Origin of the sequence: Stratiformator vulcanicus (genome assembly GCF_007744515.1) — a bacterium.
Classification (GTDB): domain Bacteria; phylum Planctomycetota; class Planctomycetia; order Planctomycetales; family Planctomycetaceae; genus Stratiformator; species Stratiformator vulcanicus.
In genome coordinates, this window is the sequence record NZ_CP036268.1 from 4,638,457 (window position 1) to 4,664,393 (window position 25,937).

Annotated in this window: 26 protein-coding genes and 1 tRNA gene; 15 read left to right on the forward strand and 12 right to left on the reverse strand. The window is 60.2% G+C overall.

Features of this window, described 5'->3' with window-relative positions; translation table 11 throughout:
* Window positions 1-9: 9 nt before the first annotated feature.
* Window positions 10-420 (forward strand): very short patch repair endonuclease, encoded by a 411-nt coding sequence (locus Pan189_RS18480; protein WP_145365559.1) that lies wholly within the window; start codon window positions 10-12, stop codon window positions 418-420.
* 8 nt (window positions 421-428) lie between these two features.
* On the opposite strand, the gene Pan189_RS18485 is transcribed toward Pan189_RS18480, so the two are convergent.
* From Pan189_RS18485 to Pan189_RS18500, 4 genes are read right to left on the reverse strand one after another with little or no spacing between them, the layout of a single operon-like run.
* Window positions 429-1,712, reverse strand: coding sequence for an adenylosuccinate synthase (locus tag Pan189_RS18485; RefSeq protein ID WP_145365560.1), 1,284 nt, complete (start codon window positions 1,710-1,712; stop codon window positions 429-431).
* A 22-nt stretch (window positions 1,713-1,734) separates the two neighbouring features.
* Window positions 1,735-1,941 (reverse strand): hypothetical protein, encoded by a 207-nt coding sequence (locus tag Pan189_RS18490; RefSeq protein ID WP_145365561.1) that lies wholly within the window; start codon window positions 1,939-1,941, stop codon window positions 1,735-1,737.
* A 48-nt stretch (window positions 1,942-1,989) separates the two neighbouring features.
* The gene (locus Pan189_RS18495) at window positions 1,990-6,813 is read right to left on the reverse strand and encodes an outer membrane protein assembly factor BamB family protein (protein ID WP_145365562.1); all 4,824 of its coding nucleotides are present in this window, start codon (window positions 6,811-6,813) and stop codon (window positions 1,990-1,992) included.
* A 47-nt stretch (window positions 6,814-6,860) separates the two neighbouring features.
* Window positions 6,861-7,049 carry a hypothetical protein gene (locus Pan189_RS18500; RefSeq protein ID WP_145365563.1) on the reverse strand — a complete coding sequence of 63 codons (189 nt, stop codon included), beginning with the start codon at window positions 7,047-7,049 and terminating at the stop codon, window positions 6,861-6,863.
* Between the two features lie 251 nt (window positions 7,050-7,300).
* Between Pan189_RS18500 and Pan189_RS18505 the strand changes: the two genes are divergently transcribed.
* The 9 genes from Pan189_RS18505 (at window position 7,301) to Pan189_RS18545 (ending at window position 13,302) form a co-directional block, all read left to right on the forward strand.
* The gene (locus Pan189_RS18505) at window positions 7,301-7,966 is read left to right on the forward strand and encodes a 50S ribosomal protein L25 (RefSeq protein ID WP_145365564.1); all 666 of its coding nucleotides are present in this window, start codon (window positions 7,301-7,303) and stop codon (window positions 7,964-7,966) included.
* Window positions 7,967-8,016: 50 nt separating this feature from the next.
* Window positions 8,017-8,673: an aminoacyl-tRNA hydrolase gene (gene pth / locus Pan189_RS18510; protein WP_145365565.1), complete on the forward strand. Its 657-nt coding sequence runs from the start codon at window positions 8,017-8,019 to the stop codon at window positions 8,671-8,673.
* Between the two features lie 12 nt (window positions 8,674-8,685).
* Window positions 8,686-9,120: a 30S ribosomal protein S6 gene (gene rpsF, locus Pan189_RS18515; protein WP_145365566.1), complete on the forward strand. Its 435-nt coding sequence runs from the start codon at window positions 8,686-8,688 to the stop codon at window positions 9,118-9,120.
* Window positions 9,121-9,232: 112 nt separating this feature from the next.
* On the forward strand, window positions 9,233-9,805 hold the full coding sequence (locus Pan189_RS18520; RefSeq protein ID WP_145365567.1) for a single-stranded DNA-binding protein: 573 nt from the start codon (window positions 9,233-9,235) through the stop codon (window positions 9,803-9,805).
* A gap of 101 nt (window positions 9,806-9,906) precedes the next feature.
* Window positions 9,907-10,416, forward strand: coding sequence for a 50S ribosomal protein L9 (rplI, locus tag Pan189_RS18525; RefSeq protein ID WP_145365568.1), 510 nt, complete (start codon window positions 9,907-9,909; stop codon window positions 10,414-10,416).
* A gap of 185 nt (window positions 10,417-10,601) precedes the next feature.
* Entirely contained in the window at window positions 10,602-11,999 is a 1,398-nt protein-coding gene (gene dnaB / locus Pan189_RS18530; RefSeq protein WP_145365569.1) for a replicative DNA helicase, read from the forward strand.
* 43 nt (window positions 12,000-12,042) lie between these two features.
* Entirely contained in the window at window positions 12,043-12,318 is a 276-nt protein-coding gene (locus Pan189_RS18535; protein ID WP_145365570.1) for a ribbon-helix-helix domain-containing protein, read from the forward strand.
* Window positions 12,315-12,629, forward strand: coding sequence for a type II toxin-antitoxin system RelE/ParE family toxin (locus tag Pan189_RS18540; protein WP_310820772.1), 315 nt, complete (start codon window positions 12,315-12,317; stop codon window positions 12,627-12,629). Before Pan189_RS18535 ends, Pan189_RS18540 begins: the two co-directional genes overlap by 4 nt.
* Window positions 12,630-12,720: 91 nt before the next feature.
* Complete coding sequence (locus tag Pan189_RS18545; protein ID WP_145365572.1) at window positions 12,721-13,302, forward strand: signal peptidase II; 582 nt, start codon at window positions 12,721-12,723, stop codon at window positions 13,300-13,302.
* Window positions 13,303-13,438: 136 nt separating this feature from the next.
* Here the strand turns inward: Pan189_RS18545 and Pan189_RS18550 are convergent, their stop codons facing one another.
* From Pan189_RS18550 to Pan189_RS18570, 5 genes are all read right to left on the reverse strand, one after another.
* The gene (locus tag Pan189_RS18550) at window positions 13,439-14,083 is read right to left on the reverse strand and encodes a DUF4339 domain-containing protein (protein WP_145365573.1); all 645 of its coding nucleotides are present in this window, start codon (window positions 14,081-14,083) and stop codon (window positions 13,439-13,441) included.
* 192 nt (window positions 14,084-14,275) lie between these two features.
* Window positions 14,276-15,364, reverse strand: a complete 1,089-nt coding sequence (gene tatC / locus Pan189_RS18555; RefSeq protein WP_145365574.1) for a twin-arginine translocase subunit TatC — start codon at window positions 15,362-15,364, stop codon at window positions 14,276-14,278.
* 234 nt (window positions 15,365-15,598) lie between these two features.
* Window positions 15,599-17,545 carry a hypothetical protein gene (locus tag Pan189_RS18560; protein WP_145365575.1) on the reverse strand — a complete coding sequence of 649 codons (1,947 nt, stop codon included), beginning with the start codon at window positions 17,543-17,545 and terminating at the stop codon, window positions 15,599-15,601.
* Between the two features lie 128 nt (window positions 17,546-17,673).
* Window positions 17,674-18,306, reverse strand: a complete 633-nt coding sequence (gene rsmD, locus Pan189_RS18565; RefSeq protein WP_145365576.1) for a 16S rRNA (guanine(966)-N(2))-methyltransferase RsmD — start codon at window positions 18,304-18,306, stop codon at window positions 17,674-17,676.
* Window positions 18,306-18,860 carry an FHA domain-containing protein gene (locus Pan189_RS18570; RefSeq protein ID WP_145365577.1) on the reverse strand — a complete coding sequence of 185 codons (555 nt, stop codon included), beginning with the start codon at window positions 18,858-18,860 and terminating at the stop codon, window positions 18,306-18,308. The genes rsmD and Pan189_RS18570 overlap by 1 nt, the downstream gene beginning before the upstream one ends.
* Before the next feature lie 424 nt (window positions 18,861-19,284).
* Between Pan189_RS18570 and Pan189_RS18575 the strand changes: the two genes are divergently transcribed.
* The 4 genes from Pan189_RS18575 (at window position 19,285) to Pan189_RS18590 (ending at window position 20,536) form a co-directional block, all read left to right on the forward strand.
* Window positions 19,285-19,608, forward strand: a complete 324-nt coding sequence (locus tag Pan189_RS18575) for an HU family DNA-binding protein (protein WP_145365578.1) — start codon at window positions 19,285-19,287, stop codon at window positions 19,606-19,608.
* 218 nt (window positions 19,609-19,826) lie between these two features.
* Window positions 19,827-20,018, forward strand: coding sequence for a carbon storage regulator CsrA (gene csrA / locus Pan189_RS18580; RefSeq protein ID WP_145365579.1), 192 nt, complete (start codon window positions 19,827-19,829; stop codon window positions 20,016-20,018).
* A gap of 95 nt (window positions 20,019-20,113) precedes the next feature.
* Window positions 20,114-20,188, forward strand: a tRNA-Glu gene (locus tag Pan189_RS18585).
* Window positions 20,189-20,257: 69 nt separating this feature from the next.
* Complete coding sequence (locus tag Pan189_RS18590) at window positions 20,258-20,536, forward strand: hypothetical protein (protein ID WP_310820773.1); 279 nt, start codon at window positions 20,258-20,260, stop codon at window positions 20,534-20,536.
* Between the two features lie 123 nt (window positions 20,537-20,659).
* Here Pan189_RS18590 and Pan189_RS18595 read toward each other — a convergent pair whose 3' ends face one another.
* The gene (locus Pan189_RS18595; RefSeq protein WP_145365580.1) at window positions 20,660-21,589 is read right to left on the reverse strand and encodes a UbiA family prenyltransferase; all 930 of its coding nucleotides are present in this window, start codon (window positions 21,587-21,589) and stop codon (window positions 20,660-20,662) included.
* 3 nt (window positions 21,590-21,592) lie between these two features.
* Window positions 21,593-23,413, reverse strand: a complete 1,821-nt coding sequence (locus tag Pan189_RS18600) for a phospho-sugar mutase (RefSeq protein ID WP_145365581.1) — start codon at window positions 23,411-23,413, stop codon at window positions 21,593-21,595.
* A gap of 232 nt (window positions 23,414-23,645) precedes the next feature.
* Between Pan189_RS18600 and Pan189_RS18605 the strand changes: the two genes are divergently transcribed.
* On the forward strand, window positions 23,646-24,629 hold the full coding sequence (locus tag Pan189_RS18605; RefSeq protein WP_145365582.1) for a DUF1559 domain-containing protein: 984 nt from the start codon (window positions 23,646-23,648) through the stop codon (window positions 24,627-24,629).
* Window positions 24,630-24,768: 139 nt separating this feature from the next.
* Here Pan189_RS18605 and Pan189_RS18610 read toward each other — a convergent pair whose 3' ends face one another.
* Window positions 24,769-25,881, reverse strand: a complete 1,113-nt coding sequence (locus tag Pan189_RS18610; RefSeq protein WP_145365583.1) for a Gfo/Idh/MocA family protein — start codon at window positions 25,879-25,881, stop codon at window positions 24,769-24,771.
* Window positions 25,882-25,937: the final 56 nt, after the last annotated feature.

The following is a 25,937-nucleotide window of genomic DNA, read 5'->3' on the forward strand; positions in this document are numbered from 1 at the left end:
TTTACTCGGATGGATGTGCTGACAATTGAACAAAGACGGCGGAACATGCGTGCCGTCAAATCTCGCGACACCCGGCCGGAACTCAGAATCAGAAGAACGCTTCATCAACTAGGATTCCGCTACCGCGTTAATAAAAAAGGCCTCCCAGGCTCGCCGGACATGGTGTTTCCCGGTCGTCGCAAAGTGATCTTCGTCCACGGCTGCTTCTGGCACCGGCATGATTGCCCGCGGGGCCATGCCACCCCGGCAACGCGGCCTGAATTTTGGGCTGAAAAGTTCGCCAGGAATATCGCGCGAGACAAAAGAAATATTCGCGAATTACGCAAGCTCGGTTGGAGTGTAATGACGATCTGGGAGTGTCAGACACTCAGTGCAAACCTTCCGACGACAATCAAACGTACAATTCGTTTTCTTGGGTGAGTTCCAGCCTACTCAACAACAATCGTCTGCTCGCGATCCGGGCCGACAGACACCCATTTCACCGGGCGGCCGCACAGTTCCGCCACGGTGTCGATGTAGCTGCGGGCGTTGGCGGGGAGGTCGTTTATGATCCGGGCGGCGGTGGTGTCTTCCGACCAGCCGGGGAGTGTGCGGTAGATCGGTTTGGCGATCGCGAGGTCGTCAGCATGGCTGGGGAAATCGGTGGTGCGTTCGCCGTTGATTTCATAGGCCTCGCAGATCTTTAATTTCTCGAAGCCGTCGAGGACATCGAGCAGGGCCAGCGCGATATTATCAACGCCGCTCAAGCGCGCGCTGTAACCGGTGGCGACGGCGTCGAACCAGCCGCAACGGCGGGGACGGCCCGTGACGGTGCCGTATTCGCGACCGCGTTCGCGGATGCGATTGCCGGTGTCATCGTTTAATTCCGTCACGCAGGGACCGCCGCCGACGCGGGTGGTATAGGCCTTAGCGACGCCGATCATCTCCGTGATATAACGCTCCGGCACGCCGCTGCCGGGATGCACGCCGCAGCCGGAGCTATTCGAGCTTGTCACGTAGGGGAAGGTGCCGTGGTCGATGTCGAGTAACGACCCCTGTGCCCCCTCGAACAGAATCTTTTGCTCGTCGGCAACTGCGCGATGCAGGAAGGCCGTCGTATCGGTGATATAGGATTCCAATTTCGCAATGTGACCGCGATACTCTTCGAATATTTCATCGACGTCGAACTGCGGCGCTTCGGGATCGAGGGCCCTGAGCAGTAGATTCTTAACCGGCACAATTTCAGCAAGCCGGGCTTTAAACTTATCGGGCCGCAGGATTTCCCCCAGCCGAATCGCATGCGCTCGGCCCGCTTTGTCGCGGTAGCAGGTGCCGATGCCGCGCATCGTGGTCCCGATCGCCGAGTCGCCGCGATTCTTCTCGAGGATCGCCTCTTCGGCCATGTGATACGGGAAGATGACGTGGGCGCGGTCGCTGATTCGCAAGTTGACGTCCTGCGGCCCACCCGCGGCCTTCATCGACTCGAGTTCGGCGAGCAAAGCCTTGGGATTAATCACGACGCCCGTCGCGATCACGGAGTCGACGTCCGGATTGAGAATCCCCGCCGGCAAGAGCGAGAGCTTGAACGTCTTGCCGTCACAAACGACCGTGTGTCCCGCATTGTTCCCGCCGAGGTATCGCACCACGATCTCGTGGCGCGAGGTGAGCAGGTCGACGAATTTTCCTTTGGCTTCATCGCCCCATTGCAGGCCGATGACCGATGTCCCAGGCACAGTCCACACCCTCAGTAGATTTTCAACGATCGAGCAGACGCCGCGGGGCGTCAGAGAACAGCGGCCCCGGCATCGTGCCGATGGCCACGCGAAACGAAATATTGGCTCCCCCCGGCCAGAGTACGATGCGACCGATATCGGCGGCCCGATCGACTCGCGCAGGCGGAACCCGCTGATTGTAACGCCCCGTGCCGGGGACAGGAAACCGGGGACCGATCCCGCTGAACACGTGCGGCCCCCGCGCGGCCCCGACCGATCCTGCGGTTCGTAATTTCGATCACCGCGGATCGTTCGGTCCGGAACCTTCTTCGGCTCCTGTTTCAGAGTTTCCGGTGGCGGAATTCTCTGCGGATTTCGATCCCTCGCCCGGTTCGGATTCCTCCGCCGGTTCTTTGTCAAAACGACTGAAGCGGAGGTTGCCGTTGTAGGTTTGCAGTTCGACGAATTCTCGCTGCAGGTCGATCCGAACGGCACTGGGGTTGAAGTGTGATCGCCCGGGCATGCTGGCCTCACCGACGGTATCGCCGGTGTGCCGATCGACGGCCGTGATGTCGGCCGTCCAGTAGCTGGTCCCGAACTTCTGCCGCAGAGATCGATCAATGAAGATAAAGACCGGGGTGCGGTCGACGTCGCTGAGCGGAAGGGTCCCCTTCACCCGCTTCGACCAGCGCTGCCCGCTGCCATCCAAGGCGAGGCCGGTCATTTGTCCGTCGACAAAGAATGTCGGGACGCCGCCGGAGTAGTAGGTGTATTGATTGCCGCGATTGACGATCAGAAAGAGGCTTTCAGTCGTTGAGAAACATAGGGCTGATCGCACATTCCCCTGAAACAAGCTCGCGGGAACATCGCCGAGGTTGGAGACGCTGCGCTCATGGAAATCGACCAGCGCGACCGAGTTGTCTCGATCGACCAGCACCATACGCCCGTCGGCGAGCAGACCGACACGCACGGCTGAGGCGAGCGGCACGTCCGGGACCCAGCCCGACTGACCCGCAACAGGGTCAAACAGGAACAGCCGGGGCGTGGCCACGTCGATCGGAAAAATGCCGAAGGCACTTCCCGTTCGGCCCCGGTGGGCGACCACGAGATAGGGTCCGACGGTCGCGACGGAGGCGTTGACCAACCGCGTGATCTGATCCAAGGCGAGCGGACGCCCGTTGATCGCGTCGAACGCCTTCCATTCGGAACCGCCCTCCAGCAGGAAGACGGCACGAGTGGTCGCCGTCACGGTGCTTCCGGACGACAGACCGTCCCGCGCCCATAGCAACCGGCCGGAAAGTGCGTCGAAGACCTCAAGCGTTCGCAGCGATTGCACGCAAACGATTCGCTCATTCGCCACGGGCATGATCCCGGCCATCTTCGCTTCGCGGATCAACCCTTTAGAATTGGCGAAGTTGCTGAAGGGGAGCAACGTCATCGTCTGCCGTCGGCCTGGTGATCGCAGCCGACTGGAATTGCGACGATCAGACGGCCCACGTGCCCACAGCATTCGAGCTTCACGCACTGCGATGCAATGTACGAAGTCGTTGTAAAGCAGATAGATCCGGTTTCCGACGGCCTTCGCGCGCGGCGTGTAAGAGCGCTCTCCGCTTCGCAGGGAGTAACTCTGCACGACCCGGCTACCGTTCGGCCCGAGCACGATCAGCCGGTTGTTCGAGGTATCAACCTGAAAGGAATGCCGCTGGAAGAAATCAGCCGTCGCCCCTTCAATCGCGAGCGAAACATATCCCGTCGAGCGCGTGTAGCCCTCGACTTTGATCGCGACTTCGTAGTCTTCCCAGCCCGCTGGTACTTCGGCGATTTGAGCTGCCGATGCCTGTGCGTCCGCGAGTTCTTGCCGGAACCGTTCGACTCTGTCGGCAAGCTCTTTAGAGAACCGGGCGTCGCCCGCTTGGCTAACAGCGTCATCACCGGGGGATTTGCGATCGGCCGCCCCTCGCGCAGCATCCTGAATGTGATCGAGCTGAGCGAACGCTTCTTCATGCCGGCCTGCTTCGGCGAGCCGCTTCGCGACTCGAAGTCTTAACTCTTGACCTGACGGCCGGAACGCGAACAGATCAGCCAGTTCGAGCCGATAGCCGTCGTTACCCTCGGCGTCTTCTGCATTTCGTATTTCGCGTTCGATTATTGAATCGATCTTTCGCTGCTCGTTTAAGGACGCGGCGAAGTAGGCCCCTCGAATTTGACCGGCAAGCCAATTGCCGAGACGCACCCGGTAGCGATCAGGTCGAGGGAGCATCGCGTCGAGGTCGGAGTTTCGGGCGACCGCCAGGCAAGCGTTGACCGCCGCAGACGGGTTGCCGGAGGCCACCGCAATTTCGATTTCAAAAATATCGACGGCCCGTAATTCGGCGTCGCTTTCCGAAATGGATCGCAGCCGAGGCAGCAGGTCGGCACGTTCGACGGGGTTGGTCGAAATTAATGCCTTCAAAGCCGCGATGCGTGCAAACCGTATTTCGTTGCGGAGGACCGGACCGGGCGCAGCGGCGTCGATCTCGCCGAGCAACCCCAGCGCGGACTCGAACTTCTGGTCCAGCATTAAGAGCTGAGCCTGTCGAAACTTCGCTTCGGCCTGTTCATCGTCCGCAACCATCGCACGGCGAATCTCTTCGTCGAGCAGACCGGGGTTCTCGAACGCGGTCATCCCCTGCGATGAAAGCGAATAGAGCCGGTCTTTATAGCTGACGAGTGAACCGAGCTTCAGACCGCCCGACAGGGCTTTGCGGCGGGCCAGCACCTTGCCCGTCATCGGGTCGATTACCCAAAGCCGACCGGCGTCAAGCGGGAGCAACAATTGATCCCCGGCCAGAAAGGCACCCCCGGCTGTCCGGTCGTTCGAATTCGATAGTGAGACCCGCCACTCGGTCGTGCCGTCGGCGGCGTCGATCGCCACGACGAGGTTGCTCGACGTGAGGAACACGAGGCCCTCGGCTGTGCCGCAAAACGCAAGGGCGCTGCCGCGCGGCTTCTTCCAGCGAACCGTTCCGTCGAACAGATCGAGACAAATCAGGCTGTCCTCTTCGGGCACGGCAATGATCACGTTCGAGCCGTTGATGACCGGCGGCGAGGACAACCATCGCTGACCAATCGTCTTATCCGCCGTGACCGTCACCTGTCGGCGAAACCGACTCCGATTACGAGTGTCTGCTTCTTTCACGGCTCCGGCCCATAGCAGCCGACGCCCCACCCGATTGACGGCCGCGACCCAACCCAAGGTCGTCGGGCAAACGATGACGCCCTCTTTGACGGCGACCGGGGCGGCCCAGCGTGCCCGGGCCGGATCCTGCTCGATACCGGTTTCGGAATAGGCCAACAGAGTCGACCAAAGGCGGGTACCGGAGATCGGGTCGAGCGCATAAAGCCGAATCTCCCGATCTTTTTCGCCGACCACCAGCAGTTCTCCGTCGTCCGGTAAACAAGGACCGAAGAAATGACATCCCGCGAGATCACCGTCGAACACGTCTCCGACCGCCGTTCCCCCGGCCCGCCAGAGCACGCGGCCGGTGCGCAAATCGTAGGCCGCAAGCTGATTCAGTGAATTGTTGAGCGTCGTCCGTCGCGAGCTTCGGGCGCCTCGGCGGCGAAGGTCGGCCTGCCGGTCGTCGACCGTGCCCGACTTTTCAATCGTGAATACGCGGGCTCCGTCGCTCGACAGTGCGCCCAACGCATCATCGCGATAAAGAAACGAGGTGGCCGGATACTGATTGATATCGAGGTTCTCGACCCAGGCGTCAAATTGAGATCGACGGTTCTGGAAGAGAGAAGGATTATCTTCGGCCTCGGTCGAATCTCCCGCCGCCAAGACCGCTTCCAATGAGTTCGCCGGCGAGCTTTCCCAGATTAAACGCCCCGTTTCGGCCGAGACGACTGAGAGGCCGCGGAGCGTTCGGAACACGATGTTCCCCCGGACCGCGATCGGGCGGCAAACCGGCACCAGCGCGGTCGTCTGCCGGACATCTCCTTCGAGCAGTTCAATCCGCTCCGCCACCGAGCGGTCGAAGGTAAGCGGGTGATCCCAGCGCGCCAGCAAGAGCGGATCGCACTTTGGGGCTCGAGCATTTCGAACCGGGACGCCACCGTCATATCGCCAGTCGGCAAGAGGCAGACGCGAACCCGCGTTGTGCTTGGTGCGAAACTGTCGGCCGAGTTCGGCAACCCGACCCAATTCACGTTGCCAATCTTCGTTTGCCGTCTCAATGATCTCCTGCGCGGACGTGTCTTCGCCAGAGGCCGTCGCCGCGAACACGGCCTTGGAGAGAGCCGATATTGACCCGGCCGATCCCCGGCGGCGCTGACGTTCAAGCAGTCGGGCGGCAAGCGCGAACCGGCCGTGATCAATATGCCGGGCGATCAGAAGCGTCAGGGCAGACGCGCCCGCCGGCGTGTAGGCATAACGCTCTGAAATTTGAGTCAGCAATTCGCTTCGCCCTTGTGCAACCGCATCGCGCAGCATCGCCGCGGCAACGCCTTCATCCCGCAAGCGATATTCGCGGCGGATTTCCGCCGGGAGACTCGAAAACAACTCGGCAGCCTCGGTCGCGACGGGCGAGATTTCCCCCGACCGCAGGCGGACGACTCTGCCACCGGCTCGCTCCAGGACCTGAGAGATGAGGCGGGCCGCCCGCTCCCAGTCTTCGTCCTGAATGAGTATGTAAGCTTGTTTCAACCAATTGGCCGAAGCCGAATCATGCGGCGCTCGGCCGTCGAGCGGGTCGCTGCTGATCACATCGTATGGCGTCGGCTCGCTGCGAGTTCGCTCCGGCTTCTCGGGTACTGGTTCTTTGGAGTCGGGCGGAAGGAGCGTTTCGAAGAATTGCTGAAGCGGATTGAAGGGCTCATCGGCGATGGCATCGGAGCTGGCCAGAACGAGCGACATCAGCACCAACGCAGGAACGGCCAAAACGTTCACGCGAATGAGCGCAAAAGCACGTCGCTCTGAATGAGCCAACTCACGCGGAGCCGAACAGGCGGTTGTAAGAGCGGGCTCGGCCGTTGGCCCACGCCGAAAACAGGCGATGGAGATCGGCTCTTCCGGCAGCGGCTTGTGATCCGCTAAACAAGATCGATGGCCGTTGCGTTCCACGTACGGGACAGTCCCCATTCGTTCATCCTGTTGAAGTTCTTGTGCGGTCACGGGCGGGGCCGAACCTACTTCACAATAGCGGTGGTGCCGCCTTCCGGATACGGGTGTCCTGCGCGAAACATGCCGTTGCCAGCCGTTGAAGCATCAATTTCTGATAAAATACCGGAAAAGGCCTCTCGCTCATGCCTCACATTTGAGGCCGAAGAGCCGTTCGTCGGAAAGTGAATCGCGTTTTCAGGAGTAGTTTTGGGCATCGCTCCGCCTCGAAGGCGATCCAGCGTTGAAAACCGCGGCGGGTCGGGTTACACATATCGGCTTCTCCCCGGCGAGAGAGGCCGATCGGGTTATGCCCCGACTTTCATCGATGCCGGCGGGGGAAACTCCTTCAGCCGCACGCCGGAACAAGGTGACTGAGGTCTCAGCCCGGTGATGATCGCCGGCTGCCTCGACCTTGCACTGTCTGAGTGCTCCGCGAAATTCGGGGACTCCGAGAAAGACGTTTGATATGTCCGATGCAGAACACTTAAGCGCCGAACCGCGCTCGAAAACCGGATCGATCGCCGCTCGACGGCTGCGCCAAAATGCCCAAATCCCCGGCAATGTGTACGGCCACGGCGAAGGCTCGGTCGCGATTGCCGCTCCGCGTGATCGAATCGATCACCTCGTCCATGGCGGACACCATATCGTTCAACTGGAGTTGGAAGGCGAGACCCAGCAGACACTTCTACGCGAAGTGCAATGGGACGCCTTCGGTCAGGAAGTGCTGCACTTCGACCTGCAGCGGGTCTCGTCCGAAGAAAAGATTCAACTCGAAGTCCCTGTGGTCACCACCGGCGAGGCCCCTGGGGTCGTCAACGGCGGACTGCTCGATGTTCCGTTGCACTCACTCGAAATCGAATGCCCCGCCGGACAGGTGCCCGACCAAATTACGGTGAATATCAATCAATTGAAGATTGGCGACGGGATCCAGGTTCGCGACCTGAATTTGCCTGAGGGCGTCTCGACAACCGCCAATCCGGACGATACGGTCGTGCACGTGCTGTCGCCGAAGGAAATGGCGTCGGCCGAGGACATCGAAGACGTTGTCGACATGGCGGTCGAGCCGGAGTTAATTCGGAAGGACGAAGGAGACGAAGAGGCCGCTGCCAAGGCGGACGATTCGAACGACTAGCCGCGAGAATCGAAATCGGGAGCGATGGAATACCGACGTGAGCCTTTGTCGTGAAACTCATTGTCGGACTCGGTAACCCCGGACGGGAATACGCAGGAACGCGGCACAATGCCGGGTTTGAAGTCATTGAAGAGTTGGTGCGACGCGGCGGATCGCCCGCACCGAAGATCAAATTTGAAGGGCAGTATTGGGAAGCAGTCTTCGGTTCGGTTTCGCTCAAGCTATTGGAACCGTCGACATTCATGAATCGCAGCGGTCGCAGCGTTGGGGCGGCCGTGCAGTTCTTGAAGCTTCCACTCGAAGACTTGCTCGTCATTTGTGATGACATGAATTTGGAGCCGGGACGTTTGCGACTGCGAGGACGCGGTTCGGCAGGCGGCTCGAACGGAATGAAGGACATCATCGCGAGGTTGGGGACCGACGAGTTTCCGCGACTTCGCGTCGGGATCGGTCGGCCCGCCGGGCGGATGTCGGCTGTCGACCATGTCCTCGGCAGGTTTCGCGAGGACGAACGAAGCGAATTGGACATTGCCGTCCGCGAAGCCGCGGACGGTGTTGAAATGTGGGCCCGCGAGGGCTTGGTCACGGCGATGAATCACGTCAACACGCGTGTCGACGCCGAGGCAAAATCGAACACGGAATCAAAGAAAACCGATCGAACAAAAGTCGAGACCGAGCGGCCTGCCGACGGAACCGACAATCAGTGAGGGGAGTAAAGCGTGGCTGAAGAGACCGTTGCAGAGCAAAAAGTCAATTACTACGAGGGCATGTTCCTGGTCGATAGCGCCCAGTACGCAACCGACCCTGACGGCATGACCGAGCTACTCGTTGGCTTGATCGAAAAAGCCGGCGGAGAGATCGCCGCGCACCGGGCTTGGCAGGACGGGCGGCTCGCGTACGAAATTCAGGGCCGCCGCAAAGGCCTGCACTACCTGCTCATGTTCACGATGCCGACCGACCGGCTCGACGATCTCGACCGGGCCTGTCGACTCAACGACAAGGTCCTGCGGCAGATGATCATCCGACATCCGCACGTCCTGTTCGAAGCGATGGTCAATTCGATCGATCCGGAAGCGACGGATGAAGAATCGGACGGTTCCGAAGGCTCCGAGGCCGCGGATGTCCCGGACGCCGCGGTCGCATCGGCCGAGTAATTGTCCCCAAACGGCGAACCGGCGATTTTGATCTCATTCCGCCGCAATGGCGGTCGGGATGGAACGCAGCCACATTAAATTTGAACTCCCCTGCCCCTGACGAACCGGACCGATGGCGAACCTCAACAAAGTGATGTTGATCGGGAATCTCACCCGCGATCCGGAAGTCCGCTACGTTTCGTCCGGCACAGCCGTTTGTGACATCGGCCTCGCTGTCAGTCGGCAGTGGTTCGACAAACAGGCGAATGAGCGGAAGGAAGACGTCACGTTCGTCGACATCACGCTCTGGGGCCGGACGGCGGAGGTTGCCGGCCAATACCTGTCAAAAGGTCGTCCGGTCTATATCGAAGGCCGCCTGCAACTCGACCAGTGGGAAGACAAGCAGTCCGGACAAAAGCGGTCAAAACTGAAAGTCGTCGGCGACCAAATGCAGATGCTCGGAGGCCGCGGCGATGGTGATGGCGGCAGCGGTGGCGGTTCCGGTAGTGGAGGAGGCGGCCAACGTCGCGGTAGCGGAGGCGGAGGCGGCGGAGCACCACGGGGTGGAAATAGCGGCAGCGGAAACAGTGGCGGTGGAAATAGCGGCGGCGGGTACGAGCAGCAGGGCGGACCGTCGGCGGACGATTACTACAGCGACCCCGGACCCTCCGGCGGCGACATCCCGGACGACGAAGTCCCGTTCTAATTCGTCTCACGAGGGCGTTGAGTTCATCGGGCCTTAGAACACTTATTCGCGCGATCAAGCATTACTGAAGGCGGCACGACCGCTGATAGAGGATTCCAATCATGGCTAAAGTCAAAACTCGTCGCGGCGTGGGCGGATCACGCCGGTCGCATGTCGAAGTGCTGCTGACCGAAGACGTCGCCAATTTGGGTAACGCCGGAGACATCGTTCGGGTCAAACCTGGTTTTGCCCGCAACTTCCTGCTCCCGCAGGGTCTCGCGACGGTTGCGACCGAACAAAATAAGAAGATGGTCGAAGTCCACCGCGTGCGGCTCGAAGAGGCGGAGAAAGATCGGATCAAGAGCATCCGCACGCAGGCCGACGCGATCAGCAAGTACTCGGTCACGCTGGAAGCGAACGCCAACGAAGAAGGTCATCTGTACGGCTCGATCGTTGCCGTCGACATCAGCAAGGCACTCAAGCAGGCTAACTTCCCGGTCGAGCCGGACCACATCAAACTTGATGGCCCGCTCCGCGAGCTCGGGATGTACACGGTCAAGATCGAGATGCACGAAAAGGTGAAGACCGACGTGAAAGTGTGGGTCGTCCCGAGTGCCAAAGGTGAAAAATAGCGACCCGGTCGGCCTTTGTTCCGGCCCATCTCGGCGATAGGTTGCGTCGATCACAGAAGGGGGCTTTGCCGGTCGCGGCGGTCCCCTTCTTTCGCGCCCGGACGGTGGGACTGCGAATAACCTGTCGACAGTCGGCCGCCGGTGATTGATGCTGGCGAATTTCCTGTTCGCGATGAGGATCCGCGATGGCTACTGCATCTGCAGCAAACGGCGCCGCCGGTCAACTTGAGCGTGTCCCGCCGCAAAATCTCGAAGCGGAGCGTGGCGTTCTCGGAAGCCTGCTCTTGATGAACGACGCGATCGACGAGGTCGCCGACGTTGTCACAGCCGACAGCTTCTACAGCGACCGCCACCGCCTGATCTACGCGTCGATCCACGATCTCTACGAACGCGGCGTGCGCGGCATTGACGTTGTCACGCTTGCCGAAAAGCTGGAAAAAGAAAGACATCTCGAAGAGTGCGGCGGCCCCGCCTATCTCGTCGAAATCCTCGAATCGGTCCCCCACGCCGCACACGCCAAGTACTACGCCGAGATCGTGCGGGAAAAGGCAGTCGAACGCTCGCTGATCTACGCCTGCACCGACATCCTGAAGGAGTGCTACGACGCCACTCGCCCGATCGACGAGATCCTGCAATTGGCCGAACAGGGCATCTTCCGGATTCTCGAGCAGCAGGAGATCACCGAACGATTCTCGATCGATCAGATTCTCATCGATGCGTGGAGTCGCATTGAACAGCGGAGCCAGAACGAAGGAGAACTCAGCGGCCTGACAACCGGTTTCTCCGACCTCGATAAGCACACGAACGGCTTTCAGCCCTCAGAGCTCATCATCCTGGCCGCCCGGCCGAGTATGGGAAAAACCGCCTTGGTCTGTAACTGGGCCGAGGCGATCGCCGACCGCACCGGCAAGGCCGTGCTCCTGTTCAGCTTGGAGCAATCGAAGCTCGAACTCGCCGAGCGATTCCTCTGCATCCGCGCACAGGTCGACGGCCACAAATTGCGGTCGGGCGAATTTGACGAGGCCGAGCGCTATCGCCTGATGGAGGCGTCCTCAGAGCTGCATGAGCTGCCGCTGTTTATCGACGACCAGGCTGGGCGAACCGTCTCTCAAATCGGTGCGATCGCCCGTCGGCTGAAGCGGCAGGGCAATCTGGGCATCATCATTGTGGACTACCTGCAGCTCATCGAGCCGGAAGACCGGAAGGCTCCCCGGGAGCAGCAGATCGCGTTCATTTCCCGTCGGCTGAAGTTCATTGCGAAAGAATTGAGCGTTCCTGTTGTCGCCCTCGCCCAGCTCAACCGTGGCGTCGAGCTCCGCGAAGACAAGCGGCCCCGACTGGCCGACCTTCGCGAATCAGGGGCAATCGAACAGGATGCCGACCTGATTTCGTTCCTGCACCGCCCCGATCAGTACGACAAGAACGATCGACCGGGCGAAGCGGAGGTAATCATCGCCAAGCACCGCTCCGGCCCGACCGGAATCGTGAAACTGACCTGGCGGGCGAAATACATGCGATTTGAAGACTACTCCGGCGCCGCCGAACCCGACGGCGGCTACGGCTTCGGTGATGACGGTTTTTAACTCGCCGTATACATTGCCCGAATTTCTAAGTTAAAATTGACCTATGAGTCGGATTACCATCGAAATTTCTGACGAATTGGTCGAGCACTTGGAGGAACGTGCGTCCTCGAAGGGCTTCGGTAGCGCTTCGGAATATCTTCAAGAGATTATCCGTGACGATCGACGGCAGGCAGCGTTCCAGCGAGTCGAACAACTCCTCCTTGAGGGCCTCGATAGCGGCCCACCAAAGGAGTTGTTGCCAGAGGACTGGGATGCACTGCGATCTCGACTGGCGAGCAAGCATGGCCAACCGGTTCCGCCCCGGAGCGCAGTCGGGTGATCCGCCGACGCCCCCAAGTCGAGATCGATCTATTCGAACTCGCTGACTTTATTGCGGCATCCGACTTTGACGCCGCGATTCGCTTCATCAATGCGGCTGAAGACACGATTGACAAACTCGGCGGGTCACCTTCGTTGGGCAATCAATTTCTGCACGGGCCGGTCGCGTTAGAGATGTTCCGCTTCTGGCGGATCGATAAGCATCCACACCACCTTATTTTTTATATAAGTGATGGTGAAGAAATCGAGATCGTGAGAGTTCTCCATTCGTCACGGGATATCGGCAAAGCGCTTGCGGAAGTCCAACCGTAATTCCCGCGCCGCGGACCCCGTCTTGACCGTTTTCGATTGGCCATCAATAATCCGGCGGCCCGTCCACCGTTCCTTCAGCCCGCACCGGTCGATGAACTCTCTCCCGGCGAATCGGTACGCGATCTTCGCCTGCCTCGCGATCTTCGGCCTCGCCGCGGACCTCGTGTCCAAGAATGTCGTGTTCGCCCAGCTCGGTTCTCCGGCCGGGTCGACCGGCTGGCTGATCGATAGCTGGCTCAAATTCCGTCTCTTCACAACGTTCAACGAAGGCGCCCTGTGGGGCTTCGGCCAAGGCCTGACGAGCCTGTTCGCCGTCTTTAGCATCGCCGCAGCCGCGGGGGTTATCTACTGGCTGTTCGTGGCAAAGGCAGCGAAGAGCCTGTGGCTGACGATTTCGCTGGCACTCGTGATGGCCGGCACGCTCGGCAATCTGTTCGACCGCTTCGGCCTGCACGGCCTGTCGGGACCCGACGGAGAGGTCCGGCTGGCAGTGCGGGACTTCCTGCATTTTCGATTCGGAACGTTCGACTGGGCCGTCTTCAACGTGGCCGACATCCTGCTCGTAGTCGGAGCGATCATGCTCGGCCTGCAATCGCTCATGCCCGACCCCGCGCAGGCGAAAGCCTCATCCGACAAAGAACCGCCCGGCGACGTCGCCACGCAAGCGGCCTAAGTTCGCGCAAATTGTCGACCGCTTTGCAGCCGCGCCCGGCAGGAAGCGGATCACGCGTAGCGATGCCCGAGAAATTCGGCTGACAAGTTCGAAGCCTTCCGGCGCTACAATATTCAACGACGCGAATGTCGGGCGATTATCGCTCCTCGATAAGCTGCTCAAGTAAATCGACCTGTCGCTGACTCGCGGTCGCGATGTCGGCGAACGCCCGAACGGCGTCGGCGAAAACGAGATACAGAAACGCATAAAAGGCAAAGACAACCGTAACGAACACGGCCAGAACGAGGCCCGGCATTAATCCATCATTCATCGCTCCACCAATGGCGAAGCTTGAAGCGAGTAATAAGCCGAATCCGAATACGAGCGCTGCGCCGAGAATCGCAGCGCCTCCGACGAAACGCAGAAACGGATACCCAAATCGTTTCTTTCCAGACACCGTGCGGCGCCGCGGAGTTGCCGGGAATTCAGCATCTCCGAAGTCCGCCGGCTCGTCTGGCGGAGGCGGCACGATTCCGTTTCCGCCAGACCAATCGTCGACCTCGCCATCGCCCCACTCGTCGGTCGAAGGTTCCGCGCCCGCCATTGGGGGTGAGTCCGATTCAATCGGGTCAGGATTGGGAAACATCCCAGCAATGCGAATCGCCGGCCGCCACTTCGACTCGCCTTTGCGAACAAGCGTCTCTTCGGTAATTCGCCCGCTCTCTCTGAGCTTCTTCAACTGACTGGCAGTCAGCGGTCCGACCTTCTTTCCATTTTCCTGAATGAACCACTCAGCGGCCATCGATGTCTCTCCGGAAGATGCTCTACCTATTCTTCAAAGTGTACGACCACCTGAACGCAATACAATACTGTTCGGATTCGCCGACAGTCCTCCCCGGTCGCAGTCGGAATTTCGAAGACCGAATTTATGCGGTCGTCACTGATCGCCGCACGCAGATAATCCGCTCCTTACCAGTCGCGGCTGCGTCTCTTTCTACGCCGGGGCGTCTGCGTCGGTTCCGAAGGGGTTCTTGGCTTCCGGTTGCAGGCGGCACATCCAGATGCCGAGTTCGTAGAGGCCGACGAGCGGGAGCATCATCAAGAGCATGCTCATCGGGTCGGCGGGGGTCATGAACATTGAGATGACCGCGATGACGAGAATCGCCATGCGTCGCCGTTTGCTGTATTCCTCGACGTCCACGATCCCCAGCCGCTCGATCACGAGCATCACCAGTGGCAATTGGAAGCTCAGCCCGAACATCACCGGTAGCATCAAGGCGAAGCTGATCCACTCCGACATCCGAATCTGCGGCGTCAGCCCCAGCCGCTCGTTGAAGCCGAGCAGGAAGTCGAGCACGAACGGGAAGACCGCGTAAAAGCAGAACATCGCCCCGATCAAAAATAGCGCGATGCTGAACGGCAAATAGGTTTGCACATATTTCCGTTCGTGGGGATAGAGACCCGCCGCCACGAACAGCCACATTTGATAGCAGACCCACGGCGAAGCCAGCACCAGCCCGGCGACCAGCGCCACTTTCAGGTAGGTGAGGAAGGCCTCCTGCACGTTGAACGTCACCGGTCGCTGCGGTTCGGCCGGCTTCAAATCGGCGAATCGGGACGACGAAAGGACCAGCTCCACCGTCGGCTCTTTCGACTCTCCGGCAACGACCGCTTTTGCAGGTGGCGGAATCTGTTCCGGATACATCTCGTGCAGCATCTCGGCGAACTCGCGACGTTCGATGGTCACAACAACGTCATCGGGCTTCGCAAACATCGAGGGCGTCGGCTTGGGGGCCTCGACCGGCTCACGCGGCTTGCCCGCCCACCAGTCGGCGACATCACTCCGGAAGTCGCTGAACGAGAAACCCTCCAGTTGGCTTTGGCTTTCGATGCCGTACTCGGCGAGGGCCGCGTTAATCGGCGATGACACGAACTGAATAATGTACTCGCCGAAAATCAGCGCGATGACCACGCCGAGCACGATTCCGATCACCGACATCCACAGCCGAATCCGTAACTCTTCGAGGTGTTCCCCGAAGGTCATGGTCGTCTCTTCGAACAGGTCCTGATTGGGCGTCGACATGGTGAGGACTGCGAGGTTGAGAACGCGACCGGCCGCTGCAGCGGGAGCTGCTGATCAGTCGCGGAGCGGAGGCGTCGCTTCGAAATGGCGACGTGAGCGGTGCGCGGCCTCCCAATCGGGGAAGCTCGCGCCGCGCCGATAGTATCGGGCCATTCGGCCACCCGCGTCAAACGCTTGGGACCGCGCTCGCCCGAAACAACGATCCCGACATCTCCGCCATCGTCCCGCGAAACGTTACGGCGTCGCGCCGTCCGCTGCGTCGTCGACCGGCACGTTCGGATCAACGCCCGGCGGAATCACACCAGGTTCGGCACCGCTATCAATTTCGGCCTCAGCTTCCGCAGCCGCCTGCTCAAGTTCACCGAACACTTCGACAATCCCCGTGGTGATCGCAATCGTTAAGCCGGCAGTCAAAATCAGGACGCCGAGCGCGTTGAGGACGAACAGGTATTTCGCCTCATCCCATTTGATGACCACAAAAATCGTGGTGACGATCAGCGAAATCACTCCGAAGGGAATGCCGATCAAAAACGCAAGCGGCATCCAACCGGCAGAGAATGCAAGAATCGCCCATGGCAACTGCGCCAGGCCCAGCCCGATTCCCCAACCGGGATGCACGTTCCACCCCATTCGAATCCACATCGGCGTCAGATAGAACAACTGCTCGATGCGATAGATCCAAAACATCCCCAGTCCGATGCCCATCACAAACGAGATGTCGTCTTTGAAGACCGAGCCGACCAGACCGAAGGCGATGCCGATCATCAGCATCACGCCGCTGGCCGCCAGCACGCCCGGCCAGGTTTCCAACTGGTTTTCTTCGGGCGCATTCGGATCTTTCTGCTCCTTCGCGACATATTTGACCTCCTTTTCCATCGCCTGCAGATCGAGTTGCTTCTTGAACTGCTTGGCGTAATAGCCGCAGAGCCGCGTCGCGAAGATTGATCCGTAGCCGAACAAAAATGCGAAGGGGACGACCACGGCGGCGGGGATGATTAAAGGCGTCAGCGAAATTTCGCGCGGCTCGTTATCTCCGGCGGCTGCCGGGGCGGCGTTGGAATTCGAATCGTCCGAGGAGGCCTCGCCACGCTTGCGGCGGATGATTTCGGCGTTGTGCTCGAAGTCGGCCACGAGCTGCGAAAGACTCGGGTAAGAGAACGCGGCCGCTCCCGCGAACAGTCCGACGCCCGGCGCCAGTGCGAGCGCCGACAACCCTAGACAATACAGGTGCGGACCGAACAGGCGCAGAATCGCCGGATAGAGCTTCAGCGGCAACCATCCCGGGAACGCTTGGGGCATCGACATGTGCGCCAAACCGGCCGGCCACGCGAAGAAGGCGGCCGCCAATTGAGCGGCCCCGGCCGTGCAGAAGCCGATCAATGCGACATCAGTCTCGCCGAACATGAACATGATGAGACCGAGGCCGTAACCCAAAACGGCGATCGGCAATGCCACGACGAACGACCACGCGTAAAGGATCACGCCGTTCGATGCCGCCTGAAACATGTCGACGCGGGGCTTCTTCAGTTTGACCTTTTTCGCGATCGTCTGCTGATCAACGATGATCTGCATTCCCCAGGACCAGCCCGGCGGAATCAGGAACGCGACCAGACCGAAGAACCCCCAGAACAATTTCAACGGCGTCGCCACGCACCACACGACCATCAACGCGCAGCAAAATGCGATGGTGCCGAAAATCAAATAGGTCAGTGAGGCTTTGACCGGCAGAAAAGGGTTCTTCTGCACGAATTGCAGCGCATCGGAGAACGCGTTGCGGTAGTAGACCTCCGGCTCGTAGCCGCCGCGCTGGGCCCGCAACCGCTGAGTTTTTCCGGCGCCCCCGGTATCGGGATCGGCACCGCACTTCGGGCACTCGATCTCCTCCTCATCGACAACCGCGCCGCACTTCGCGCACACGCGCGTTTCGTGGTCCTCCGCTCTGGAGAGGTCCATCCCGGCGAGAAACTCTTCGGAGTCGTGCGGCTCTTCCGAACGCGGTCGTCGGCGTTTTCGACTCGCACCGCCACTTGCGCCGCGTCCGCTTTGTGATGCCGTAGCCGCGGCCTGTCCGCCGACGCGAATACGCTGGCTGCACTTAGGGCACTTGATCGCTTTGCCACGTGCGGCATCGGGAAGTTTGAGCGCCGCGCCGCATTCGTCGCACCGAATTTTGATCGCCATCGAAGACGCCCGAATCGAAAGGAAGTCGAACGGTTGGAATTGAAACCGTGTGAAATGTCGATAGTTGACTGACCCGGCATCATCCCGCCACGTGCGGTGCGATGCAACCGGCCACGAAAGGCGGGGAGCTATTCCGGCTGTGCATCCAGCGGCGCATCGATCGACTCAGATTCTTGCGCGGAAGCGGCCTGTTTCACGTGCACACGGATCGACATCGCTCCCATGTCGAGTGACCAATCGGGACGCCAGATGTCCGACGCCGCCATCTCCCGCCGCGCCGGCAACCGCACGATCAAGATTGCATCGCTTGAAGAAACGTCATCACGCCCGAGCTGCTTCAGGCTGCGGAGGAACTTTCCGCCCGGGGCCAGGTCGGCGGCGTCTTTGAACGGCGGATCGAAAAAGATCACATCATACGGCAAATACGACTCTTTCCCCTTCGGCCGATAAGAGCAGCGCATCGCGTCGGCCCGCCAAGCGAACGCCGCGTCCTCGATTCCTAGCTTCGCGATATTGGATTGAAGCAGTTCGAACGCAGCGCGATCCTTCTCAATAAAGACCGACGAGACCGCGCCGCGGCTGAGCGCCTCAAGCCCGAGCGTGCCGGTGCCCGAGAAAACGTCGAGGACACGGGCACCGTCGAAGTGGCCCAGCAGCTTGGCAAACAATCGCTCTTTGGCACGATCCGTGATCGGCCGAGTGCCTGAGCCCGATACCGCCGCGAGCGTGCGGCGTTTGAAGCGCCCCGCAATGATCCGCATTAGTTTCGGGCCTGCTCACGACGATAAGACTGAATGATCTCCGACGCCTTCGCGACGAACGGATCGTCACTCACTTCAACGGGCCCCCCTTCGGCGGGAACAGGATCAGCCCCCGATTGCGCCGCATTCGCCGCGGCGTCCTCCCTCAATTGGGCCGCCTGAGGACCGCTGACGATCGTCGTGTCGCCGATGGAGGACGCATTCGACAGTGACTCCAAGTCATCGGTTGCCAAGGCCGTCCGTGGTTCGGCCTCTTTGGCCGGCGTCCGTTCGGGCATTTGGAAAACCAAAGGGCCGACCTGTAGCAGGTCACCCGGATTCAACGGCGTATTCTCCGCGACCTTCTCGTCATTGATGCGAGTGCCGTTGCCGCTGTCGAGATCGCTCACTGAAATTTCGTCGTTGCGACAGACCAGTTTGCAGTGCTTCCGGCTCAGATCGGGAGACGGAAACCGAATCTGGCATTCTTCGCCCCGACCGATAAACACTTCGCCGTCCGGCAGTGTGAGTTTCTTGCCTTGGTGCTTACCGAATCGAATCACAAGCGCGGCCATCAGACTCTCCGGTCGATATCGACGGTTGAAATGGCAAGTCGCACCGACAGGGCATCGTGCCGTCAATGCATTCCTTGAAGTGACTTATCAGCCGGGAACAGAACTTCCCTTTGAAATCGCTGCGCAAGCGACCGGTTGATCCTTTCACCCGAATGGGTCAATCAACCGGCGAAGACGTCGCAGAATTGATCGGCTTCATCTTGGTGGCTTGGCGGTTCGGCGTCCACCGTCGAGGAATCCCGAAGCGGATCGCGCGACCTCCCCACGCGGGTCGGGAACGGCGCGACCGGCCTTTGACCACAAAAAACGCTGGAAATTCGGCGTTGCGTTCGTTGACAAAGTTTCGGGTGGAGCTTTAACTACCACCTTCCCGGCCGGATAACGACGTCCGGCACGGTCGTGCAGCCTGATTAAGGAGCTTCAGATGGCCAAGAAGACCGTCGCCAAAAAGCCGATGTCAAAGACGGAGATTTACACCACGCTTGCCGAGCGCACCGGATTCTCGAAAAAGGATATCGGCACGGTCTTCGACGAGTTGACACAACTCATTGAGGAAAACCTGAGCAAAAAAGGCCCCCGCGTGTTCAACATGCCGGGGATGATGAAAATCTACGTCCATCACAAAAAGGCCACCAAGGCCCGCATGGGACGAAACCCGCAGACCGGCGAGGAAGTCAAGATTTCCGCCAAGCCTGCGACCGACGTCATCAAAGTGCGACCCCTCAAGGGTCTCAAAGAGATGCTCTAACGGAGATTCGGGAGTCGACGACTCCGCAAAATCCGATAGCGTTTCGCGTGCGGCAAAGCGAATTGTGCTTGCCGCGGCTGTCTTTACGCAGCCGCGGCGAGATATTTTCGCATTTCCGCCACTTGACGGCCCATCATTCGCAGTTAGACTCACGGGTGTGTGGGGAGTACGTACCGACTTCCCAAAGGGTTTCGCGGGATCACGGGAGCAGTGATCCGATGTTGGTGCTGTCTCGAAAAAAAAATGAGTCTGTCGTCGTCGACGACCGGATCGTGATTACGATCGTGGAAATCCGCGGCGATAAGGTGCGACTCGGAATCGAGGCGCCGCGCGAGGTCCCCGTCCATCGAAAAGAGATTTTCGATGCGATCCAGGCCGAACGAAATGCCGAAGAACGTTCCGCCTCGTGAGATAATCGGTCAAGTTTCGATCTGTCGAAAGCCGATTCTCGCTGAGTGCTTCGCTTGACGCCGCGGCGAGTTTCTCTAATCTACGCCGTACTGACGGCCCCATCGTCTAGTCAGGTCCAGGACATCGGATTTTCAGTCCGAGAACAGGGGTTCGAATCCCCTTGGGGTCACTTTCAATTTCCCGCGCGGCCTTGTGAGCCCCGCGGGTTTTTTCTTGCCCCGTCGTTCGGAGCCAAAGAATGTCTGCGATGGTTGCTGCCGATTCGTGGCGGTCATTGTTTGAAAGCTGGCCCGAAAGCATCCCGCGTCAGGGATTGTGCGTGACGGCGTTCGGCGAGCAAATCCCGTTCGTCGATTTTCTCGTCTCAGGTGGCATCGTTTTGCTGCAACGAGACAAACCTGACACGCAGGGCGCCCGGAAAGTCATTGTCTCCTACGAAGCAGTTCAAGCCATCAAGATGGCCGACCCCGGCGAGTTGGCTCGCTATCAGGTCATGGGCTTTCAGCCGCCGATGTGACTGAGGGATGACTCAGCGGCAAATGGGGTGATCCGCTTACTTCGTGCGCGGCTTGTGCCTCCCCCAAAAAACCCGAGCGGCACTTCGGCTACGTTGTGCGCTGCTTGTAGTGCTGCAATCGTCTTACGTGACGGCCATTCGGCGGGCCAGGGCAACGGTCGGAACGATCAGCGCCGCGGTGATCCCGGCAGCGACGACATTCCCAGAAGCGGCGTAGACGGCTGCGGCATCGAGTACGATCACCGTGAGCAGCAATACGCGTACGGCCGTCTGAACATGGCGCGGGGTCGGTTCCTTCACCGCGCGACCGATCCGCATATTCAGCGAAAACGCCAGTGCGGCGTAGCAGATCAGGGCCCGAACCGGACCGACGTCGGGAAACCACTCGGCTGAGAACGCTCCGCCGAGTGCCGCGGCGAATAGCAGGATCGCCCCGTTAATGATGATCGCCGCCCCGATCAATTCGATCCGTCCACTCTGTTGCGATTCAGTCCGGGCAAACCATGTGACGCCGCCAATGTAGACCCCCATAACGGCCGCATAAATGATTGCCGGCATCAGATGCATCGGCAAGACGTCGCCCGTTGTTCCCATCCCGACGGCGGCGGCCCCAAGTAGAACGTTCAACAGCCGGCACAGGCCCATCGCCCCCGGTCCCACAAAAGTTTCCTTGAGCAGCCCGTCATAAGCGAACACGGCCCCGGCGATCAGCAGCGCGATGATCACCCCGCCCATCCCGAGCGCTGCGGCAAATAGAATTCCGGCGAGCATCAACGCACTCGCCAACCGCCCCGCGGCCTTGGGCGAAATCGCCCCGGAGGGAATCGGGCGCTCGGGACGTTCGAATTCGTCGGCGGCCCGATCGAACACGTCGTTCCAAATCATGCCCGACAAATAGAGCCCGACCGAGGCCAGCACGGCGCAGCCGAGCCATAAAAGCTTCGTCGATGTCGAGAGGTCTCCGCCGGCCAACGCGTAGCCCGCGGCGATATTCGACATCGCCGAAAAGACGGCCGGGAGCCGCATCAAGCGAAGCCAGGGGAGCAATTTCAATGCTCAGCTTTCCATCTGACCGACGGTCGATTTCACCCACGCACTCAGAGCATCCTGCACTTCGGTCATCTTCGCATCGGCGGCTGCCTGCACCGCGGCGAGTGAGTTTCCGTCGGGCACATCGGCTTTGACGAAGAAGTAGAACTTGATCTTCGGTTCCGTCCCCGACGGTCGGGCCGCGATCTTCACTTCGATTTCACCGGGAGCCGATTCGAAGAACAACAACTCGCCTTGCGGTTCTGGAAGGTCGCCCGATTTCGCGTTACCCGGCAGGCTGCGAACCTCGTGCGTTCCGTAGTCGCGAACCGACGCGAGCGTGACCCCGGCCAATTCCTCGGGCGGCTTGGCGCGAAGGGCTTTGATCAGTCCTTTGATCTGCTCTCGCCCCGCCGGCCCCGGGCAGACCTCGGAGCGCTGACCCTCATTATGATAGCCGTGCGCGATGAACAGCTCGTCGAGCCGATCGAGCAGCGTCTTGCCCTTCTCTTTGAGTTCTGCCCCCAGTTCGGCCACGTATAGACCGGCGACGGCGGCGTCTTTGTCGCGGGCGTACTCGCCGGCGAGATAGCCGAGCGACTCTTCGGCACCGAAGACGAATTTGTCGGGGCCATTCTGGTCCATCGCCTGGCCGATGTACTTGAAGCCGACGAGCAGGTCGTCGATCAGGCCGACGTTGTACGACTTCGCGATCGCGCCGATCAGCGGTGTCGTGACCATCGTTTCGACGACGTAGTGCTCCGGAGTCAGATCGCCCTTCTCCGTCCGTTTGCCGAGGACGTAGTCCACGATCAACGCACCGACACGGTTGCCGGTCAGATGGACCGCCCCGGAATCTTCGGGCACCACGATGCCGAGCCTGTCGGCGTCGGGATCGCTCGCCATAATGACGTCTGCGCCCGACTCCTTCGCCCGCTCGATCGCCGGGTCGAATACGACCGTCCGCTCGGGGTTCGGAAAGTGATCGGCCACGTTGGGGAAGTCGCCGTGCGGCTCGCGTTGCGGTTCGAATATCTCCAATTGCCGAAAGCCGGTCCGCTTGAGGACACCGGCGACGTTCGACTCACCCACGCCGTGCAGCGGTGAGAAGAGAATCGACACATCTCGCGCTTCCGACAGGCTCAGCTCCGCGGCAGCGTCGAGATAAGCCGAGTCGATCTGCGGACCCACGACCTCGATCGCCTGCTCGGCGACGGCCTGATCGAAATTCCGCGTCGGGATATCTTCGGCCCTGTAGACGTGATCGATGATCCCCTTGTCGTGCGGCGGCAGGACCTGCCCGCCGGATGTCCAATAGGCCTTGAAGCCGTTGTCGCTGGGCGGATTGTGCGAGGCGGAGACCATGACTCCGACGTCGCAGCCGAGGTGCCGAACTGCGAAAGAGAGCTCGGGAGTCGAACGGTGCGACTCGAAGAAGAAGACCTTCATCCCATGTGCGGCGAAGGTCGTCGCGGTGAGCTGCGCGAATTCGAAGGAGCGATTTCGCGTGTCACAGGCGACAACCGCCGAGCGGGGCCCTTCCGGCTTTTGCGTTTTCAGATAGGCGGCGAGGCCGTCGGCCGATTCGGCAATCGTGCGGTCGTTAATGGTCGCGCTGCCGATGTCGGACATCAGTCCGCGGCGTCCGCCGGTGCCGAACGGGATCGTCTCGTAAAACAGGATGTCGAGCCGCTTCCAATCGCCGGCGTCAATCAGCGAAGTGAGCTTGTCCCGATACGGCTCCAGATAGGATTCGCTCAGCCAGCGAGCGATATTTTTACCAGAGGCCTCCGTCAGGTCGCCTGACCGCACCGCCTCATCAACCTTCGCCTGATACTCCGCACTCATGTCGCCTGTTCCTGAAGGATAAGACTTCACTGCCGAGGGGCCCGAACGTTCCCTCGCTTCCGGTTCCATTTCCGGACTGAAGACGACGGCACCTTACCAGAGCCGAACGCGCCGTGCGACCGGGCACATCCCCGTGTTCCGGCCCAAATGGCTTGAAAAACTCTTGCAATTGCGTCACGCGAAACTGACCTTGTGTGAGAACGCACACCATTGACCCTTGCCCATTATTCGAATGCATCGCTTACGTGGTTTCACACTAATTGAACTGCTCGTGGTGATCGCGATCATCGCGATATTGATCGCCGTGTTGCTGCCGGCTGTTCAACAGGCCCGTGAAGCAGCCCGACTGGCCAGTTGCCGTTCGAATCTCAAGCAAATGGGAATCGCGCTGGCCAACTATCACGACGTCCACTGGCAATTCCCCATCGGTTCTCGCGGCCCGACCGATTTCGACAATCGCAAAGACTGGTTCAATTGGCGGGGCAGCCTGCTGCCGTTTGTCGATCAGGAGCCGCTGTACGACCAGCTCGATTTCGACGGCAATCTGGCAGCCGACGCGCTCAGCAACGGGAATGAGGTACTCGAAGGGTTGGTGGTCGACGTTTACCGCTGCCCATCGAGCGCGGCTCCGATCGCCTCTGATCTGGAAGGAAGAAACCCCAACCAGGTGATGAACCATCAGTACGTCGGCATTCAAGGGGCTTCGCCGACCAGCCACCTGCCGCCGCACTACCCGTTCGACATCTCTGCCAACACCTTCGCCGATTGCGGTCAGGGTTGGAGCTGCAACTCAGGACTACTCACGTTCAACGAGTCGTTCGCGATCCGCGACTGCACCGACGGTACGAGCAACACGCTCATTATCGGGGAGCAATCGGGACTGATGGATAACACTGATCGCCGCAGCGCTTATTACGGCGGATGGGCCGGAGCCAGAGACCTCGAAACGGTCAGCAACTGCACAAATTCGACCGGCTCAACCTGGCAGACCGGAACAACCTGCCAGCGCTACCCGATCAATGAATCGCGAACGACGCTCGCCGGGGCGGATCATGCGTGGAAAAACAATCTGCCGTTCAATTCGTTTCACACCGGTGGTGCGGTCTTCCTGCTCGCGGACGGTTCGGCGCGCTTCATCGGCGAGAACATCGATTACGAACTCGTTATGAAGCAGCTCTGCATCCGCATGGACGGCGAACCACTCGGCGAGTTCTAAGGCGCCCACACACAAGCGCGCAGCGCAAGCAAGGGATTTCGCTCTTTTAAGTCCGATACGCGCAGGTTGCCCTGCCAAAAAATCCCTCGCTCGCGCGTCGGGCTATTGGTGGATGATATGCGAAGTTGAGTCAACTAAACTACGCCGCTTTGCGGACGGGTGTTGCCGGGGCGTTGAACCAAGCGAGGGGGCCGACGGCTCCGTTGGCGCGGCCGTCCCACTGATGGGCGGCGACTTCCTGCAAAACTCGGTCGGCAATCGCGAGGGCCTTCGTCGCTTCGGTTCCGCTGACGATCGGTCGTGTCCCGGTGCGGGCACAATCGACGAACGCCGCGAGTTCAGCCGTTAAGGCGTCGGCTCCGCTCACCTCGGGTGTCTCGACACCAAGGTCGATACCGAAGAGATCGGCTTTCAATTGATCGATATCCGCTCCCGGACGTCGCGCCTTCGCGAGTGGTCCGTTCCCGGCGAGCAACGCTTCTGACGGACGGAAGACCGTCACATCGCGACTGGTCAAATCGGCGGCAACACACGCCTGCGGCGACCACGTTTGAATCGCCCGGCTCGGTGACGGGTTCACGCGGTTGACCGACAAGTCGGCGATGCAGCCGTTCTCGAATTTGATGCGAGCCTGAACGGCGTCTTCATGGCTGCCCAGAATACTCACTCCGAAAGCTTCAACACTGGCGACGTCCGCGTCGACAAGACCGAGCGTGAGGTCGATGTCATGGATCATCAGGTCATGCACGACGCCGATGTCGGTCGAGCGAAACGCGAACGGGCTGAAGCGTTCGGCCTTGAGATATTTTACATCTCCGGCGTGTTGCTGGACGGTTTGATAAGCGGGGTTGAATCGCTCGACATGCCCGACCTGCAAAACGGTGTTGTGCGTATCGGCCACCTCACACAAAACGCGAGCGTCCTCGAGTTGCGAAGCAAGCGGCTTCTCGATCAAGGTCGGGATTTTGCGACTGAGGAATTCCGTCCCGACAGAGCGGTGCGCGAACGTGGGTGTGGCGATCACAACGGCATCAACGCGGCCGACCAACTCACGATAGTCGGTCGTCCAGCCGCAAGGCGCCAGATCGGCGATCTTCTTCGCCTGCTGGGCATTGGCATCGGCGACGGCGACGAGATTGACGCCTTTTATTCCCGACAAAATGCGGGCGTGATGCCGACCGAGAGCACCGACACCGATCACCGCCACGTTGAGCGGTTCGCCTTCCAATTTAACAGTTGCGCCGTCCGCCATGTCCGTCTCCCGAAGCGTGACCGGTCGCCCGGCCCATATTTTGTTGAACTAATTTT

What these genes read in the sequence shown, in the direction of transcription:
- Pan189_RS18480 (WP_145365559.1), top strand. Translation starts at nt 10, where the DNA reads ATGGATGTGCTGACAATTGAACAAAGACGGCGGAACATGCGTGCCGTC.
- Pan189_RS18495 (WP_145365562.1), bottom strand. Translation starts at nt 6,813, where the DNA reads ATGGGGACTGTCCCGTACGTGGAACGCAACGGCCATCGATCTTGTTTA.
- Pan189_RS18500 (WP_145365563.1), bottom strand. Translation starts at nt 7,049, where the DNA reads ATGCCCAAAACTACTCCTGAAAACGCGATTCACTTTCCGACGAACGGC.
- Pan189_RS18505 (WP_145365564.1), top strand. Translation starts at nt 7,301, where the DNA reads ATGTCCGATGCAGAACACTTAAGCGCCGAACCGCGCTCGAAAACCGGA.
- Pan189_RS18520 (WP_145365567.1), top strand. Translation starts at nt 9,233, where the DNA reads ATGGCGAACCTCAACAAAGTGATGTTGATCGGGAATCTCACCCGCGAT.
- rplI (WP_145365568.1), top strand. Translation starts at nt 9,907, where the DNA reads ATGGCTAAAGTCAAAACTCGTCGCGGCGTGGGCGGATCACGCCGGTCG.
- dnaB (WP_145365569.1), top strand. Translation starts at nt 10,602, where the DNA reads ATGGCTACTGCATCTGCAGCAAACGGCGCCGCCGGTCAACTTGAGCGT.
- Pan189_RS18535 (WP_145365570.1), top strand. Translation starts at nt 12,043, where the DNA reads ATGAGTCGGATTACCATCGAAATTTCTGACGAATTGGTCGAGCACTTG.
- Pan189_RS18545 (WP_145365572.1), top strand. Translation starts at nt 12,721, where the DNA reads ATGAACTCTCTCCCGGCGAATCGGTACGCGATCTTCGCCTGCCTCGCG.
- Pan189_RS18550 (WP_145365573.1), bottom strand. Translation starts at nt 14,083, where the DNA reads ATGGCCGCTGAGTGGTTCATTCAGGAAAATGGAAAGAAGGTCGGACCG.
- tatC (WP_145365574.1), bottom strand. Translation starts at nt 15,364, where the DNA reads ATGTCGACGCCCAATCAGGACCTGTTCGAAGAGACGACCATGACCTTC.
- Pan189_RS18560 (WP_145365575.1), bottom strand. Translation starts at nt 17,545, where the DNA reads ATGGCGATCAAAATTCGGTGCGACGAATGCGGCGCGGCGCTCAAACTT.
- rsmD (WP_145365576.1), bottom strand. Translation starts at nt 18,306, where the DNA reads ATGCGGATCATTGCGGGGCGCTTCAAACGCCGCACGCTCGCGGCGGTA.
- Pan189_RS18570 (WP_145365577.1), bottom strand. Translation starts at nt 18,860, where the DNA reads ATGGCCGCGCTTGTGATTCGATTCGGTAAGCACCAAGGCAAGAAACTC.
- Pan189_RS18575 (WP_145365578.1), top strand. Translation starts at nt 19,285, where the DNA reads ATGGCCAAGAAGACCGTCGCCAAAAAGCCGATGTCAAAGACGGAGATT.
- csrA (WP_145365579.1), top strand. Translation starts at nt 19,827, where the DNA reads ATGTTGGTGCTGTCTCGAAAAAAAAATGAGTCTGTCGTCGTCGACGAC.
- Pan189_RS18590 (WP_310820773.1), top strand. Translation starts at nt 20,258, where the DNA reads ATGTCTGCGATGGTTGCTGCCGATTCGTGGCGGTCATTGTTTGAAAGC.
- Pan189_RS18600 (WP_145365581.1), bottom strand. Translation starts at nt 23,413, where the DNA reads ATGAGTGCGGAGTATCAGGCGAAGGTTGATGAGGCGGTGCGGTCAGGC.
- Pan189_RS18605 (WP_145365582.1), top strand. Translation starts at nt 23,646, where the DNA reads ATGCATCGCTTACGTGGTTTCACACTAATTGAACTGCTCGTGGTGATC.
- Pan189_RS18610 (WP_145365583.1), bottom strand. Translation starts at nt 25,881, where the DNA reads ATGGCGGACGGCGCAACTGTTAAATTGGAAGGCGAACCGCTCAACGTG.